The organism is Stenotrophomonas sp. RS-48 (assembly GCF_030053245.1).
Taxonomy (GTDB): domain Bacteria; phylum Pseudomonadota; class Gammaproteobacteria; order Xanthomonadales; family Xanthomonadaceae; genus Stenotrophomonas; species Stenotrophomonas maltophilia_P.
This window is the reverse complement of the sequence record NZ_JASGBV010000044.1, coordinates 41,117-57,874: the sequence shown is the minus strand read 5'-3', so window position 1 is coordinate 57,874 and position 16,758 is coordinate 41,117. Positions and strand designations below refer to the sequence as shown.

Sequence of the window (16,758 nt, the reverse complement as noted above, 5' to 3'; positions counted from 1 at the left end):
GCTTCCCCTCCCACGCTTGTCCCCATGCGCCTGCTGCTGGTTGAAGACAACCCGGATCTGGCCGATGCGATCATCCGTCGCATGCGCCGCAGTGGGCACGCGGTGGATTGGCAGGCCGATGGCCTGGCCGCCGCAAGCGTGCTTCGCTACCAGAGTTTCGATCTGGTGGTGCTGGATATCGGCCTGCCCAAGCTTGATGGGCTACGCGTGCTGGCCGGCATGCGCGAGCGCGGCGACAGCACGCCGGTGCTGATGCTGACCGCGCGCGACGGCATCGAGGACCGCGTGCAGGCGCTGGACGTGGGTGCCGATGATTATCTCGGCAAGCCCTTCGACTTCCGCGAGTTCGAGGCGCGTTGCCGCGTGCTGCTGCGACGGGCCCGCGGCCAGGCCAGTGAGGTGGTGCAGGTGGGCGGCTTCCAGTTCGACAATGCCGCGCATCGGGTCACCCTGGATGGCGAGCCCATCGAGCTGCCCAACCGCGAGTACCGTCTGCTGGAAATCCTGGTCGGCCGGTTGGGCCACGTGGTCGGCAAGGATGAGATCGGCAACGGCCTGTTCGGCTTCGATGACGAGGCCGGGCCGAACGCGATCGAGCTCTATGTCGGCCGCCTGCGCAGGAAGCTCGCCGACGCGCCGCTGCGCATCACGACCGTGCGCGGCGTCGGTTACCTGCTCGAGGCCCGCGACGAAGGCGTGGACAGCAATGGCTGACGCGCGCCCGGCAGCGGCCGCGCCGGGTTCGCTGCGGCGGACCCTGCTGCTGTATCTGGGTGCGCTGCTGGCGGTGTTCGCAGTCGCCCTGCTGTTTGCCGCACGCGACTACGGCCAGCGTGCGGCCAATCGCTCCTACGATCACCTGCTGGCGTCCTCTGCACTGTCCATCGCCGATTCGGTGGCGCTGGCCGATGGCCAATGGCAGGTCGACCTGCCGTACGCGGCGCTCGACCTGCTGGCGATGGCGCCGGAGGACCGGGTGTTCTACCGCGTCGCGGACAGTCGCGGCACGCTGATCACTGGCTACGGCGACCTGCCGGTGCCACCCCGGCGCCCGGGAAGCCAACCGCAGTTCTTCGATGCGCGCTACAGCGGTGAGACCGTGCGCTTCGTGGTGGTGGGCCGCAGCTTCGCTGCTGCGTCCGCGCAGGGCGAGGTGCTGGTGCAGGTCGGCCAGACCCGGCGCGCGCGCGAGGCGGTGGCGCAGGACATGGTCAATCGGTCGCTGCTGGCGATCGGTGTGCTGTCCGGTCTGCTGCTGGCGCTGGTCGCCTTCGGTGTACACCGTGCATTCCGGCCACTGGTGAGGGTGGAACGCGAACTCTCGCGCCGTGAACCGTCGGACCTGAAGCCGCTGGATGCACGTGTGCCCCGTGAGATGGACCAGATGGTGGCGGCGCTGAACCGCTTCATGGAGCGGCTGTCGAGCAGCAACGAGACCCTGCGCGCGTTCATGGCCGAAGCCGCCCACCAGATGCGTACCCCGCTGGCCGCCCTGCGCGCGCAGGCGCAGCTGGCGCTGGATGATGACGACCCGCAGGACATGCGGCGCAGCCTGCAGGCCATCGAGCGCAATGCCACGCACATGAGCCGGCTGCTCAACCAGCTGCTCAGCGATGCCAGCGTGATCCACCGCTCGCATCTGCAGCGGTTCGCGTCGGTGGACCTGGCGGAAACCGTGCACCAAGCGCTGCACGATGCGTTGCCGCAGGCCGGTCCCGCGCCCCGCGTGCAGCTGGCCGTCACTTCCGAGCAGGTGCATGTGCACGGCGATGCGTTGCTGCTGCGCGAGGCGATCAAGAACCTGGTCGACAATGCGTTGAAGTATGGCGGGGATGGCCCGCTGCAGATCGCACTGACGGTCGAGGGCGGCCAGGCGGTGCTGACCATTGCCGACCACGGCCCGGGCATCGCCGCGGCCGACGCCGAACGGGTGTTCGAGCGATTCGCCCGTGGCGAAGGCGTGCCATCCGGTGGCGCCGGCCTGGGGCTGGCCATCGTCAAACGCGTGATCGACAGCCATGCAGGCCATATCGACCTCAGCAACCGCCCGCAGGGGGGGCTGATCGCCACCATCCGCCTGCCCCGGAGCAACCCATGATCCGCCTGTTTGCCGCCGTCATCGCGCTGCTGCTGGCTCTGCCTGCGCAGGCTGCACCCGGCGATGTGCGCCGTTTCCCCGCACGTGAGAGCGCCACTGCCCAGCTGCGCATCCACGGCACCACCGACATCGAAGTGTTCGCCGTGGTGATCGCCGACTACCAGCGGCTGCATCCCGGCACCGAAGTGGTGTACGAGGACATCATCACCCAGGATCTGTACGCGCGTTACCTGCAGGACCGCACCAGCCCTGCGTCGCCGGATCTGCTGATCTCCAGCGGCATGGACCTGCAGACCAAGCTGGTCAATGACGGTCATGCCCTGCCACACCGCTCGGCGCAGACCGCGGCGCTGCCGGCCTGGGCACAGTGGCGGGGCGAGGCATTCGGGATCAGCTACGAGCCGGTGGTGATGGTCCACAACACGCGCACATTGCCTGCTGCCAAGGTGCCGCATACACGCCGGCAGCTGCTGGACCTGCTGCGCGCGGAAGGCGCGCCCCTGCGCGGACGGGTGGGCACCTACGACATCGAACGCAGCAGCGTGGGCTACCTGCTGGCCACGCAGGATGCGCAGCGTGGCAGCATTGCCGGTGCGCTGCTCGGGGCGCTCGGCGACAACGAGGTGGTTCGCGAGGAGCGCACCGGGGTGCTGCTGGACAAGGTTGCCAGCGGCCAGCTGTCGCTGGTCTACAACGTGCTCGGCTCGTACGCGCAGGCGCGCATCGATGCCGGCGCGCCACTGGCCATCATCGAGCCGGAGGACTACACGCTGGTGGTGCTGCGCACGGCCGTGATCCCGCGCACCGGTCCGCATCCGGAGGAGGCGCGGCGTTTCCTCGATTACCTGCTGTCGCCGCGTGGCCAGCAGGTGCTGTCGCGCGAGGCGCGGCTGATGCCGATCGTGCGCAGCGATGCCCGGCGCGATGATGCGCCCGGTCGCAGCCGACGCCCGATCCAGCTCGGGCCGGGACTGCTGGTCTACCTGGACGCGCTCAAGCGGCGCCAGTTCCTCGATGCCTGGCGCAGCAGCGTGGAGCCGGCGGGGCGCTGATGCCCTGGTAGCGCCGGGCCATGCCCGGCGGATGCAGTGCGCTGCCCGTACAATGGCCGCATGAGCGAATACACCATCCTGATCGCCGATGACCACCCGTTGCTGCGTTCGGCGGTGGTGCAGTCATTGCGGCAGAGCCTGCCGCTTGCCCAGGTGCGCGAGGTGGCCAGTGCCGAAGCGCTCGCCGAGGCGCTGGATGCGCATCCTGACGTGGACCTGGTGCTGCTCGACCTGACCATGCCCGGTGCCCACGGTTTCTCCGCGCTGCTGCACGTGCGTGGCTCGCATCCGGACATTCCGGTGGTGATCCTGTCGTCCAACGATCATCCCCGGGTGATCCGGCGCGCGCAGCAGTTCGGCGCAGCCGGTTTCATCCCGAAGTCGGCGCCCGCCGAGACCATTGGCGAGGCGGTGACGGCGGTGCTGGAGGGTGGCCTGTGGTTCCCGGCGATGGCGGCCGAGCGTTCTGAGGCCGATGCACTGCTGGCCAGCCGCCTGGCGCAGCTGACACCGCAGCAGTTCCGGGTGCTGCTGTGCCTGGCCGATGGCCTGCTCAACAAGCAGATTGCCTACACGCTGGGGTTGGCCGAAAACACGGTGAAGGTGCATGTCACCGCGATCCTGAAGAAGCTCGAATGCCACAGCCGCACGCAGGCCGCGGTGCTGGTGAAGGCGCTTGAGCCGGAAGGTGATGCGGGAGCGCCGTGAATCCGTCCCTGGAGGCTTGGCTGCCGCATCCATGCGGCGGACGCCCCCGCGAACCCAACCCGGCCGATCTCTGACAGATTTCGGTGGCCTGCCACCCACGGAAAAGGGAAAAGATCAAAAGCAGAAGCAGCCTGTCCGGCCGCCTTCTGTGGAGCCGAGCATGGGCTCGGCTCTACACGGGCACGCGCGGCGTCGCGACCCGCGTTTGATATTCCTTTTCTTCGCCGTGGGTGGACGAACAAGGAGCGTGTCCGACCTCAACCATGAACTGCGTTACGTGTCACCCGCGAGGGGCTGCGCCGTTGGCTGGAATCACCCGCGATGGCGGATCAGCAACTGGCTCATCAGCGCCCGCAGCGCCGGCGGCTTCACCGGCTTGGCCATCATGCCCCAGCCTCGTTCGGCCGCCATTTCGCGCAGTCCTGCGTCGCGCTCGGCGGTCACCAGCACCACCGGCGGCCGTGCCTGCCAGTGCTCGGCCAGCACTTCGTACAGCACCGGCCCGTGATGGTCGCCCATGCGAACGTCCAGCAGCACCAGTTCCGGCACGGATTCCACGCCGGCCAGCTGCAGCGCGGCCTGGGGGCCATCGGCCAGGACCACCTCGCATCCCCAGCGCTCCAGCAGGGCACGGCTGGCTGCGCAGACATGCGGATCATCATCGATCACCCACACGCGGCGGCCGCGCAGCGGATTGTCCGCCGCCGGTTCCTGTGCCAGCGCCGGTGCCTGCGCAACAGCGGGAATCGCGCTGGCATCGCCAAGAGGTACGCCCACTGCGAACACGCTGCCTCGCCCCAGCTGCGAGCGCAGGCGGATCGGATGGCCGAGCAGGCGGCCGATACGGTCGACGATCGCCAGGCCCAGGCCGGCGCCGCGCTGGTGACCATCGTGCAGGCGGCGGAATTCCTCGAAGATTTCACCCTGCAGCGCATCAGGAATGCCGGGGCCCTGGTCATGCACTTCAATCCACAACTGGTCTCCGCGCCGGCGGCAGCCGAGCAGCACCCGGCCACGCTCGCTGTAGCGCAGTGCGTTGGACAGGAAATTCTGCAGGATGCGGCGCAGCAGTGCTTCGTCGCTGACCACCACCGCGCGGGTATCCACCCAGTCCACGACCAGCCCGCGTGTCTGCGCGGCGATGCCGAACTCGCGTGCCAGCGTCTGCAGCAGCGGGCCCAGCTGGAACGCATGCACGCGCGTGGGCAGGCTGCCTGACTCCAGTCGCGCGATGTCGAGCAGGCTGTTGAGGATGGCATCCTGCGCGGCCAGTGCGGCATCGATGTGGTCGGTGGTCTGCTGCTGCGCCGGGTCGGTCAGCTTGCCGCGCAGCACGGAGACGAACATGCGCGCAGCGTTCAACGGTTGCAGCAGGTCGTGCACCGCGGATGCGACGAAACGGGTCTTGTAGCGGTTGGCCTGTTCGGCTTCGCGGCGGGCCTCGTCGAGGTCATGGGTGCGCTCGGCCACGCGGTGTTCCAGCGCATCGGCCAGTGACCGCAGTTCGCGTGCAGCGTTCTTGTAGCTGGTGATGTCGGCGTAGCTGGTGACGAAGCCGCCATCAGGCAGCGGATTGCCACGGATCTCCAGAACGGTGCCATCGTCCTTTTCGCTCTCGCGCATGTGCGGGCGGCCACTGCGCAGGTGGTTCAGGCGACGCTCGATGGCCTCGTCGATCGGCCCCGGCCCGAGCAGGCCGCGGCGTGCGTTGTAGCGGAACAACTCTTCGATGGGCCGGCCGACACGGACCAGCCCCGGCGGGAAGCGGAACAGTTCCAGATAGCGCGAATTCCAGGCGACCAGGCGCTGTTCGCGATCAATGATCACCACGCCCTGCGGCAGGTGCTCCAGGCTGCGGCTCAGGCCGCTGTCGGCATCGGTGGCAGCCTGCAGCAATCCGTCCTGGGCGGTGCGCAGTTCCTGTGCATGCTGCTTGAGCAGGGTTTCCAGTTCGCTGCGGCTGCGCTGGCGGTGCCGGGCCAGGCGCCGGCGCTGCTGCACGAACAGCAGCAGGAACCCCAGTGCCAGCCACGCAGCGGCGCCGGCCAGGGCGGCACCGCGTCCGGCGCTGGTGGCGGCACTGGCATCGTGCAGCAGATGCAGGTTCCAGTGTTCGTCGGGCAGCGCCAGGCTCTGCCACAGCATCGCCTGCGGCAGCACCGGGTCGAGCAGGCGCACCATGCGGCCACCATCGGCCAGCACATCCTCGGTACGCACCCGCAGGGGCTGCAACGAGCGGTCGGCATACTGGCGGGCATCAAGCATCTCGCGGCGCTCGTCCGCGCCCAGCGGCCGCAGCAGGCGGTAGCGCCAGGCATCGCGGTTGGACAGGAACACCACGTCATGGTTGTCGCTGGCCAGCACCACGTCCGGGCTGTTCAGCCACTCCTGTTCCAGTGCCGACAGCTCGATCTTGATCACGATCACGCCGATGCGCTGGCCGCGGTCGTCGACGATCGCCTCGGACATGAAATAGCCGGGCACGCCGGTGGTCATGCCGATGCCGTAGAAGCGGCCGCGGCCGTGGGCCAGGGCCTGCTGGTAATAGGGCCGGTAGCTGTAGTCCTCGCCGACGTTGGTGGTCGGCTGGTCCCAGTTGCTGGCCGCGACCGCGACGCCATCGCGGCCGACCAGGGTCAGGGTGGAGGTTCGGGTGACCTGGTTGGCGCGCTGCAGTTTCAGGTTCAGCTGCTGGCGCTCGGCGGGCGAGGGCGGCGTGCGCAGTACGCGCAGCAGGTCCGGGTCCAGTGCCATCACCTGCGGCAGGGTGCCGAAGCGGTCGATACGCTGCTGCAGGCCCTGGCCGTACAGCTGCAGCTGGCGCTGGACCTGCGTGCTCTCGGCCGCCAGGGCGCTGCGCCACGCGTAGTGGCCCGCCGCGATCGCGCACAGCACGGTGCCTCCGGCCAGCGCGAGGAGGGTCAGCAGCAGCATCCGGTGGCGGCCGAGCCAGTACATGGCGGCAGTCTACGCAGTGAGGGCGGGCATGACGTGCATGCCCGCCGGATTCCGCACCGTGGCGCGGATCAGAAGTGCATCTGTGCGCGCAGTTCGAAGATCTCCGGGGTGCTGTGCACACCGCGGCGGCTGGCATCGACCTTGACGTAGTTGGCCTGGAACTTGAAATGGCTGGTCAGGTACCAGTTCGCGCCCAGGGTCAGGTCGTGCTGACGGCCCCCCAGGATGCTGCCGTCGTCCAGATCCAGGCGGCTGTAGCGTGCCACCAGCTCGACCGCGCCGTAGTCGTGGGCGGGCTTGATGTTGGCCACGGCGCCGGCGTTGTACGGACGGGATTCGCCGGTCAGCACCCAGCTGGCCATCGCGTACTGGCCGTGGCCGGTGTAGTCGGGCTTGCCGTCGTTGCGGGTGACAGTGGCCTGCAGCGCTTCGGCCTGCAGCGAGAAGGGGCCACGGATCCAGATGCCTTCCAGGCCGGTGCGGCGGATCTGGTCGGCGGTCACCAGCGCGCCGGAATCCACGTAGCGGATGTCGGTCAGGCCGGCTTCCGGGCGCGCGCGCAACCGTGCGCTGGCCTCGTGATGGACGTCACGGCCATCGCGGTAGCCGCGCGGGTTTTCCTGCGAGTAGGCCAGGCCCAGGTGGATCACATCGCCAGGCGCCTTCACCGGCGTCCACACCGCACGTACCGCCTGCGTGGTGCCGGGGTTGTCGCCCTGCAGGTCCTTGCCGCCGTAGGCACCGGCCTGCAGCAGGTACTGCGGGCGCTCCAGCACCCATTCCACACCGGTGCGGCGGCCGGCGTAGAACGCCTGCACCGGCAGCGCGGTCTCCAGGAAGCTACCGGCGCGCGAGGAGGTGTTGGCATCCAGGCCGACCGGCGTCTTCATGTAGCCGAAGCGGAAGCGGCCGATGTCGCGGCCCACGAAGGCCTTGCTCTCCAGGCGCAGGAACACGTCCAGCCAGGTGTCGGCCTGGAAGTCGTAGTACACCATCGCGTCGTACACGCCCTTCTTCTTCAGCGTGGCGCCGAATTCCTTGCGGCGCACGGCATCGTCATCGTCCAGGCCACTGCCGGAGGAGAAATCGTTGTAGTCGTAGGCGATGTTGGCGGTGGCCGCCAGCTCGGTGCCGTCGCCGAACGCGTACTTGGTCGGCCAGTTGTCGAAATCGGCAGCGGACGCGAAGGCGGGCAGGGCGGCCAGCGACAGGGCCAGCAGGGTGGGAATGGGGCGCATGTTGGGTGCGGCTCTCTCGGATTGCGTAGGGTCAGGACAACAACGGCCGCCAGGGCCGGAACTTGGGCAGGGACGCCACGGGCCGTTCAGCCCGCGCCACCGGGCCTCCCGGCGCGGTGCGATGCCGGGCCAGTTTAGGGGTCCCGGCCACCTGAACCGGGGGGCTAGTACCAATAGGTTATCTGCGTTGGCGTGCCCGGCGCGTACAAAGGCGTCCATTGGTCGCCACCCTGCGCGTGGAGCGAGGGGGGCGGTGACCAGCTTCCACGGTATCGGCTCCCATGCAGTTCCGGGGCCGTACGTGCCTGAAAACGCCCTTCCCCGGAGTCCGCCATGCACATCCCGACCGCTGCCCCGGCGCCTGCAAAGCCGTTGCCGATCTACCGCCAGCTGTATTTCCAGGTGATCGTGGCGATCGTCCTGGGCGCCATCCTCGGCCATTACGAACCCCTGATCGGCGAAAAGATGAAGCCGCTCGGCGATGCCTTCATCAACCTGGTGAAGATGATCATCGCGCCGGTGATCTTCCTGACCATCGTCACCGGCATTGCCGGCATGACCCATCTGCGCACGGTCGGCCGCGTGTTCGCCAAGGCCATGGCCTACTTCCTGTTCTTCTCCACGCTGGCGCTGGTGGTGGGCATGATCGTGGCCCACGTCGTACAGCCTGGCGCGGGCATGAACATCAACCCGGCCGAGCTGGACCAGACCGCGGTGCACAGCTACGTCGAGAAGTCGCATGACCTGACCCTGGTCGGCTTCCTGATGGATGTCATCCCGAAGACGCTGATCAGCGCCTTCGTGGACGGCAACATCCTGCAGGTGCTGTTCGTGGCCGTGCTGTTCGGCATCGCGCTGGCGTCGGTCGGCGAGAAGGGCAAGCCGATCCAGAACTTCCTCGAAGCGCTGGTGGCTCCGGTGTTCAAGCTGGTGCACATGCTGATGAAGGCTGCTCCGATCGGTGCCTTCGGCGCGATCGCCTTCACCATCGGCAAGTACGGCGTGGGGTCGTTGATCAACCTGGCCTGGCTGGTCGGTTCGTTCTACATCACCGCCTTCCTGTTCGTGGCGGTCATCCTGGGCGTGGTCTGCCGCCTGTGTGGGTTCTCGGTGTTCAAGCTGGCGCGCTACCTGAAGGCCGAACTGCTGCTGGTGCTGGGTACCTCTTCTTCCGAGTCGGCGCTGCCGTCGCTGATGGAGAAGATGGAGCGGGCCGGCTGCAGCAAGTCGGTGGTGGGCCTGGTGGTCCCCACCGGCTACTCGTTCAACCTGGACGGCACCAACATCTACATGACCCTGGCGGCGCTGTTCATCGCCCAGGCCACCAACACCGAACTGACCCTGGGCCACCAGATCGCGCTGCTGCTGGTCGCCATGCTCAGCTCCAAGGGCGCGGCCGGCGTCACCGGTGCCGGCTTCATCACCCTGGCGGCCACCCTGGCCGTGGTGCCGGAAGTGCCCGTGGCCGGCATGGCGCTGATCCTCGGCGTGGACCGCTTCATGAGCGAATGCCGCTCGCTGACCAACTTCATCGGCAATGCCGTGGCCACGGTGGTGGTCTCGCGCTGGGAAGGCGCACTGGACCGTGACCGCCTGAAGCTGGCGCTGGATGGTCGCGAAAGCGAACTGCCGCCGCCGGTCGATGCCGTGCCGGAGGCACTGCCCGCCAAGGGCTGATCCAGGTGTGTGGTACCGCGGGGCCGGTCACGTGAGTGGCGCGGCCCCGCGGCGTTTCAAGGCGTCCCATGGCTGTCATGGGCAGCGCCGAAGCTGGTGGCTCCAGGTTGTCGCATACGCCAGGGAATTGTGCGGTCGCAGCATGCCTGCGACAGGATAGCGACAGGTCCGGGCGCCCCAACGGGGGTATGATCCCCTGTCCCTCTTGCCCATTCATGTATCCAACGTCGATGTCCAACGAAGATTTCAAACAGGCCGCCCTCGATTACCACCGGATGTCCCCGCCGGGCAAGATCAAGGTCTCCGCGACCAAGCCGATGCTGACCCAGCGCGACCTGTCGCTGGCGTACTCGCCGGGCGTGGCGTACGCCTGTGAAGCAATCAAGGCCGACCCGCAGCAGGCCAGCGAGCTGACCGCCCGCGGCAACCTGGTGGCGGTGATCTCCAACGGCACCGCGGTGCTGGGCCTGGGCAACATCGGCGCACTGGCCGGCAAGCCGGTGATGGAAGGCAAGGGCGTGCTGTTCCAGAAGTTCGCCGGCATCGATGTGTTCGACATCGAAGTGGACGAAACCGATCCGGACAAGCTGGTCGACATCATCGCCTCGCTGGAGCCGACCTTCGGCGGCATCAACCTGGAAGACATCAAGGCGCCGGAATGCTTCGTGGTCGAGCGCAAGCTGCGCGAGCGCATGAAGATCCCGGTGTTCCATGACGACCAGCACGGTACGGCGATCATCGTCGGCGCGGCGGTGCTGAACGCCATGGCGATCACCGGCAAGAAGATCGAGGAGGTGAAGCTGGCGACCACGGGCATGGGCGCGGCGGGCGTTTCCTGCGTCAACATGCTGGTGCAGCTGGGCCTGAAGCCGGAGAACATCCTGGCGTTCGACCGCGAGGGCGTGATCCACACCGGTCGTACCGATCTGGACCCGGAAAAGCAGCGTTACGCACGCGACACCGACAAGCGCACCCTGGCCGAGATCGTCGACGGCGCGGATATCTTCCTGGGCCTGTCGGCGCCCGGCATCCTCACCGCCGAAATGGTCAAGACCATGGCGCCGGACCCGGTGATCTTCGCACTGGCCAATCCGACCCCGGAAATCATGCCGGAAGTGGCGCGTGCGGCGCGTCCGGACGCGATCATCGGCACCGGCCGTTCGGATTACCCGAACCAGGTCAACAACGTGCTGTGCTTCCCGTACCTGTTCCGCGGTGCGCTGGACGTGGGCGCCACCGCGATCAACGAGGAAATGAAGATCGCCTGCGTGCGCGCCATCGCCGCACTGGCACGCCGCGCCGCGACCGACATGGGCTCGGCCTACGGCGGTGAAACCCCGAGCTTCGGCCGCGAGTACCTGATCCCGCGCCCGTTCGACCGCCGCCTGCTGGTGGAGCTGTCCGCTGCCGTGGCCCAGGCCGCGATGGACTCGGGCGTGGCCGCCCGGCCGATCGCCGACATGGGCGCCTACCGTGACAAACTGGCCCAGTTCGTCTACCGCACCAGCCTGATGATGAAGCCGGTGTACGACCGTGCACGCACCGACAAGCAGCGCGTGGTCTACGCCGAAGGCGAAGAGGAAGTGGTGCTGCAGGCGGTGCAGAACGTGGTCGATGAAGGGCTCGCACATCCGATCCTGATCGGCCGGCCGGACGTGATCGAAGCGCGCATCGAGCGCCTGGGCCTGCGCCTGAAGGCCGGTGAGCACTTCGAGATCACCAACATCAATGACGATCCGCGCTTCAACGAATACTGGCAGTACTACCACGGGCTGACCGGTCGTCGCGGCGTCACCGTGGCGGCGGCGAAGAACCTGATGCGTTCGCGGCCGACCCTGATTGCCGCGGTGATGGTCGCGCGTGGCGAAGCCGATGCAATGCTGACCGGCATCGTCGGCCGTTTCCACAAGAAGCTGGGTTATGTCCGCAGCGTGCTGCCGCTGGAGCCGAAGGTCACCTCGACCTCGGCGATGACCGGCGTCATCAACCAGCAGGGCGTGTTCTTCTTCGTCGACACGCACGTGCAGGAAGATCCCAGTGCCGAGCAGATCTGCGAGGCGACCCTGCAGGCCGCGTACCGCATGAAGCTGTTCGGCATCGAACCGAAGGTGGCGCTGCTGTCGCACTCCAATTTCGGCAGCCACGATTCCAAGGACGCGCTGAAGATGCGCCAGGTCCGCGAGCTGCTGCTCAAGCGCAATCCGCGCCTGAACGTGGACGGCGAGATGCAGGGCGATACCGCCTGGGACGAGGCGCTGCGCCAGAAACTGCTGCCGGGTTCCACCCTGCAGGGTCGCGCCAACCTGTTCGTGCTGCCCAATCTGGAAGCGGCCAACATCGCCTACAACCTGGTGCGTGTGTTCACCGATGGCGTGGCGATCGGCCCGATCCTGATGGGCGTGAACAAGCCGGTGCACATCCTGACCACCAGCGCGACCTCGCGCCGCATCCTGAACATGACCGCCATCGCTGCGGTCGATGCGCAGATCCGCAAACAGCTGGAAGCGGAAAAGAAGGCGTAATCCTTCGTCACCGCGATCGGTAGCGCCGGGCCATGCCCGGCGAGCGCGCAGCGCGGCAAATCAGGCATTCCGCCGGGCATGGCCCGGCGCTACCGGTCAGCGCTTGCCGCCTCGTGCCGGTGCCGGCGGCGGGGCATCCGAACGCGGCTTGGCGTACTCGGCCCATAGCGCCGGCAGGCCCTTGCCGGTGTGCTGCTGCCACAGCGCCAGGGTGTACTGGCCGTTGCGCAGGGCCTTGTCCAGCGCCAGCACCAGGCCGGGGTGTCCAGCTTCGGCCCATTTCAGGAAGGCCCCGGTTACCCGGTAGCCGCTTTCCACGCTTTGGCCCTTGCCCACTTTTTCCGGCAGCGCCCAGCCCGCTGCGGCATTGTCCGTGCCGTAGCGGTCGCGGGCGTAGTCGGCGATGCCTTCCACCAGCCAGCCCGGTACCCGCGTGTCGCCGTAGCTCGGGTAGCCCTGCACGATGTGCATCGCCTCGTGGGTCACCAGGTCGATGTCATCGGGGTGCTTCACCAGCCAGCCCGGGTTGATGGTGATGGTGCTCGCCTTGTCCTTCTCGCCGACGTAGGCGACGCCGTCGTAGGCCGGATCGATCACGATGTGCACCTCGGCCGGTGCCGCCGGGTGGAAGTCCGCCCGTTCGCGCAGGTAGGCGGAATAGAACGTATCGACGATGCGCTGGCGTGCCGGTGCGGCCAGCGCACCGGTCGCATCCTGGTAGTGCAACGTGATGCCTTCGCGGGTGAACTGGCCATCGAAGGCCCGGCTCTGCGACGGCTGGGCCAGCGCAATGCCGGGCAGGGTGAATGCAGCAAGTGCAAGGGGCAGCAGGCGAATGCGCATGGGGTCACCGTACAGTGGAGGGGGACAACAGTTCGATCTCAGCCAGCTGCAGGCGTCCCGGCGCAGTTACGCGCAGGCGGTACTCGGCATAGCGTGAGGGCGAGGCGATGCGGAACGGACGGGTCTGCCGCGCAGCACTGAAGTCTTCGCCACGCCGCTGGTCCAGCGTGGTCCAGCGGCCGTCGCCGTTACGGGCTTCCAGCGTCCATCCGGCCCCCCGGATCGGCCCTTCGCCGCTGGTCAGCGTATACATCGTCGGCGCGCCATCACCCACGGCGCTCAGCATGAGGGTGGCACCCGCGCCCAGCGGAACGGCCGTGGTCGCATCGTCGTCCAACAGCGCGGGCACGGCGCGGCCATCGGCCAGAGCAGCGCGCGTGCCGCTGCCCAGCAGATCGTGCAGCATCCGCGGTCGCTGGCCCGGTGCGGTCAGCGAACGGGGCACGTCGTCGGCGCCTGTGCCCCAGCGCGAAGGCTGCGGGCCCATCTCGAAGTCCAGCGTCGCGCCCTTGGCGATCACCTCGTGCGGTACCCAGGTCCGGGTCCATGGCGTGCCGTTGATCTTCAGCGACTGGACGTAGACATTCTCCGCGGAGTTCTGCGGCGCGTTGACGGTCAGCACCGCGCCACCCTGCAGTTCCACCCGGGCGTGCCTGAATGCCGGGGAGCCGATCACGTATTCCGGCGCGCCCATCCGCAGTGGATACAGGCCCAGCGAAGCCAGCACGTACCATGCGGAGGTCTCGCCATTGTCCTCATCGCCCGGATAGCCCTGGCCGATCTCGCTGCCCACGTACAGCCGCGACAGGATCTCACGCACGTGCTGCTGGGTCTTCCAGGGCTGCCCGGCGTACAGATACATCCACGGGATATGGTGCGCCGGCTGGTTGCTGTGCGCGTACATGCCCATGCGCACGTCGCGCGCTTCGGTCATCTCATGGATGATGCCGCCGTAGGAGCCTGCAAACGCGGCATCGGCGGTCTCTGGCGTGGCAAAGAAGGCATCGAGCTTGGCGGCCAGCCTGTCGCGGCCACCGTACAGCGCGGCCAGGCCCTCGCCATCGTGCGCGGCGGTGAAGGCGAACGTCCAGCCGTTGGATTCGGTGTAGTCGTGGCCCCACACGCGCGGATCGTAGTCCTTGGCGTCCACGCGCCAGCTGCCGTCGGCCTTGCGGCCCTGGAAGAAGCCGGCGGCAGGGTCGAACAGGGTCGCGTAGCCGGCAGCGCGGTAGCGGAAGTAGTCGGCTTCGGTGCTGTAGCGCTCGCGCTGCGCGGCGGTGGTCGCGCGCTTGGCCAGTGCCTCGGCCATGTTGGCGATGCCGAAGTCGTTCAGCGCGCCTTCCATCGTCCATGACATGCCTTCATGCACGTCGGCACTGGCATAGCCGCGGAACGTCGAGCGGTCCATGCCCTTGCGCCCTACATGGCGATCGGGCGGTACCACGGTGGCATTCTTCAGCGCCGCGGCATAGGCCTCGGCGGGATCGAAACCGCCGACGCCCTTCAGCCATGCGTCGGCGAAGGCCACGTCGGAACTGGTGCCGACCATCAGGTCCGCGTAGCCCGGCGATGACCAGCGGGCGATCCAGCCGCCCGCGCGGTACTGCTCGATGAAACCCTGCACGAGCTGGCCGGCGTCCTCCGGCGTGAACAGTGCGTACGCCGGCCACGTCGTGCGGAACGTATCCCAGAAGCCATTGTTGACGAACACCCGGCCATCGCGCACGCCACTGAAGGTGCGGCTGTCACTGCCATCGGTGTTGTTCTCGCTGGCGCTGGCCTGGTTGGCGTAACGCCACTCGGGGGCGGCAGCGCTGCCGACGTTTTCGTGGCCGGAGTTGGGATACAGGTACAACCGGTAGAGGCTGGAGTACAGCGTGGTTTTCTGGTCGTCCGTGGCATCACCGATATCGAAGCGGGCCAGGCGCGCATCCCAGGCATCCTGGGCGCGGCCGGCCACGCTTTCCAGCGTATCCGTGGCGGAAATCTCCAGAGCAAGGTTGTGCCGCGCCTGTTCGAGCGAGATCAGCGAGGTGGCAATGCGCATGGTGACGCGGCGATCGCTGCCGGCATCGAACTTGATGTAGCCGGTCGGGCGGCCGCTGTCGATGCGTCCGCTGCTGCGCCAGGGCCGGTCGAAGCGGGCCACCACGAACATGCGGCCGGCACCGTTGGACAGGCCGCTGCGCGTGTCGGTGTAGCCGGACAGTGTCTGGGTGGCCGCATCCAGTGTCAGCCCGCCGCGTGCGTCCACATTGTCGAACAGCAGGTTGGCATCACCTTCCGCAGGGAAATCGAAGCGGAAGACCGCGGCGTGGTCCGTCGGCGCGATGGAGGCGGCGATGCCGTTGTCGAAGCGCACGTCGTAGCGGTAGGGGCGCGCGTTCTCGTGCGAGCGGTCGAAGGACAGCGCCCGCTTGCTGCGGTCGGCCTCGGGCACACCGCGGCTGGCCGACGGCATCACCTGGAAGGTCTGGCGGTCGCCCATCCAGGGACTGGGCTGGTGACTCAGCGCGAGCGCCTGCAGCTGCGGGCGGTTGTTCGCATCGTTCTGCTCGTTCCAGCGGTACAGCCAGTTCAGTGCACCGGCATCGGTCACCGGGGTCCAGAAGTTGAAGCCGTGCGGCACCGCCGTGGCCGGGAAATTGTTGCCGCGCGAGAACGTGCCATTGGCCTGCGTACCGCGGGTGGTCAGCACCCAGTCCGAGACCCGCTGCGGCACTTGCCGCGGCTGCGCATCCAGGCGCACGTCATCGATCCAGCCGGACACCGGCGCACCGTCGGCGCTGGCCACTTCCAGCTCGATGGCGACCACCCGGCGGCCGCGCAGCGCAGGCACATCGCCCAGGCGTACGGCCTTGCGCGCCCACTGCTGCGGGTACAGCGTTTTCGAATCGCCCTGCGCACGCGCGCCCACGGCGATGCCGTGCTGATCACGCGCGGAGCTGGCCGATACACGGCTGCCATCGTCCAGGCGCAGGTCCAGCGAGACGTAGGTGGAGGCCACCGTGTCCTTGTCGACGATCTCCGGCAGCACCAGCCAGGACAGGGTGGTGTCGGCGTCGATGGTCAGGTCCGTGCTGAACAGGTCGCGCCGCGCCGCGCCGCCGTCGGCCTGGTAGTGCAGCGCGCGCAGGCCGCTGTAGCCGGCGTTGCGCTTGGCCGCATACGGCGCCGCCGGACCGGTGCCGATCTGCACCTGCAGCGCGCCGCCGGCCTTGGCCGGTGCGGGCTCACCTGCTTCGAACGAGGTCTGCAGGCCCTGTGCCACTGCGGGCAGGGCGGGCGTGGCGCAGGCCAGGGCCAGGGCGAGCGGAAGCAGGGCGCGGCGCGGATCGGAAAGGGTCATGCAGGGTCTCCCGGAAGGGCAGGCGGCAGGCAGGACCCGCATCGGCACGTACCACGGCCAGCATCGCGCCCGCCGCCCAGGGGCGGTGGAAAGGAGCGATGCCGGTCCGGTGGGGGCGGGCCATGCGATCGGGTCGTCGGAGTGGTCCCGATCCTGCCTCAGTGCGTTGCCCCCTGACAAGTGCAATTAGTTCGATCCAAATCCGGGAAAAACGTTTCATTTCAAATTATTGACAGAGGGGATTGGATCGATTTAAAAGTGGCCGGGGTCCAGGCCCGGGGAAGGCGGCGTCCTTCCCGTCCCGATCCCAACC

The 16,758-nt window shown here is 67.9% G+C and carries 10 protein-coding genes; 6 read left to right on the top strand and 4 right to left on the bottom strand.

The annotated features are described in order from the left end of the window. The first annotated feature begins 24 nt into the window (after positions 1 to 24). Genes QMZ25_RS09140 through QMZ25_RS09125 form a run of 4 tightly spaced genes read left to right on the top strand, consistent with a single transcriptional unit; the run spans position 25 to position 3,858 of the window. Positions 25 to 714 (top strand): response regulator transcription factor, encoded by a 690-nt coding sequence (locus tag QMZ25_RS09140; RefSeq protein ID WP_065181727.1) that lies wholly within the window; start codon positions 25 to 27, stop codon positions 712 to 714. Beyond that, complete coding sequence (locus tag QMZ25_RS09135) at positions 707 to 2,098, top strand: sensor histidine kinase (protein WP_053517416.1); 1,392 nt, start codon at positions 707 to 709, stop codon at positions 2,096 to 2,098. Before QMZ25_RS09140 ends, QMZ25_RS09135 begins: the two co-directional genes overlap by 8 nt. Beyond that, on the top strand, positions 2,095 to 3,150 hold the full coding sequence (locus tag QMZ25_RS09130; RefSeq protein ID WP_053517415.1) for an ABC transporter substrate-binding protein: 1,056 nt from the start codon (positions 2,095 to 2,097) through the stop codon (positions 3,148 to 3,150). The genes QMZ25_RS09135 and QMZ25_RS09130 overlap by 4 nt, the downstream gene beginning before the upstream one ends. 60 nt (positions 3,151 to 3,210) lie before the next feature. After that, on the top strand, positions 3,211 to 3,858 hold the full coding sequence (locus tag QMZ25_RS09125; RefSeq protein ID WP_053517414.1) for a response regulator transcription factor: 648 nt from the start codon (positions 3,211 to 3,213) through the stop codon (positions 3,856 to 3,858). Positions 3,859 to 4,170: 312 nt separating this feature from the next. Here QMZ25_RS09125 and QMZ25_RS09120 read toward each other — a convergent pair whose 3' ends face one another. Together QMZ25_RS09120 and QMZ25_RS09115 are read right to left on the bottom strand one after the other, a co-directional pair. After that, a complete protein-coding gene (locus QMZ25_RS09120) occupies positions 4,171 to 6,816 on the bottom strand; it encodes a PAS-domain containing protein (protein WP_283219492.1) in 2,646 nt (881 codons plus the stop codon). A 68-nt stretch (positions 6,817 to 6,884) separates the two neighbouring features. Next, on the bottom strand, positions 6,885 to 8,054 hold the full coding sequence (locus QMZ25_RS09115; RefSeq protein WP_053517412.1) for a porin: 1,170 nt from the start codon (positions 8,052 to 8,054) through the stop codon (positions 6,885 to 6,887). A 333-nt stretch (positions 8,055 to 8,387) separates the two neighbouring features. Here QMZ25_RS09115 and QMZ25_RS09110 point away from each other — a divergent pair, with 333 nt between their 5' ends. Together QMZ25_RS09110 and QMZ25_RS09105 are read left to right on the top strand one after the other, a co-directional pair. Further along, entirely contained in the window at positions 8,388 to 9,731 is a 1,344-nt protein-coding gene (locus QMZ25_RS09110) for a dicarboxylate/amino acid:cation symporter (protein WP_053517411.1), read from the top strand. A 230-nt stretch (positions 9,732 to 9,961) separates the two neighbouring features. Beyond that, a complete protein-coding gene (locus QMZ25_RS09105) occupies positions 9,962 to 12,253 on the top strand; it encodes an NADP-dependent malic enzyme (RefSeq protein WP_065175119.1) in 2,292 nt (763 codons plus the stop codon). 96 nt (positions 12,254 to 12,349) lie between these two features. Here QMZ25_RS09105 and QMZ25_RS09100 read toward each other — a convergent pair whose 3' ends face one another. Next, positions 12,350 to 13,096 carry a basic secretory protein-like protein gene (locus QMZ25_RS09100; RefSeq protein WP_053517408.1) on the bottom strand — a complete coding sequence of 249 codons (747 nt, stop codon included), beginning with the start codon at positions 13,094 to 13,096 and terminating at the stop codon, positions 12,350 to 12,352. A 4-nt stretch (positions 13,097 to 13,100) separates the two neighbouring features. Beyond that, positions 13,101 to 16,445 (bottom strand): GH92 family glycosyl hydrolase, encoded by a 3,345-nt coding sequence (locus tag QMZ25_RS09095; RefSeq protein WP_283219491.1) that lies wholly within the window; start codon positions 16,443 to 16,445, stop codon positions 13,101 to 13,103. Between the last annotated feature and the right edge of the window lie 313 nt (positions 16,446 to 16,758).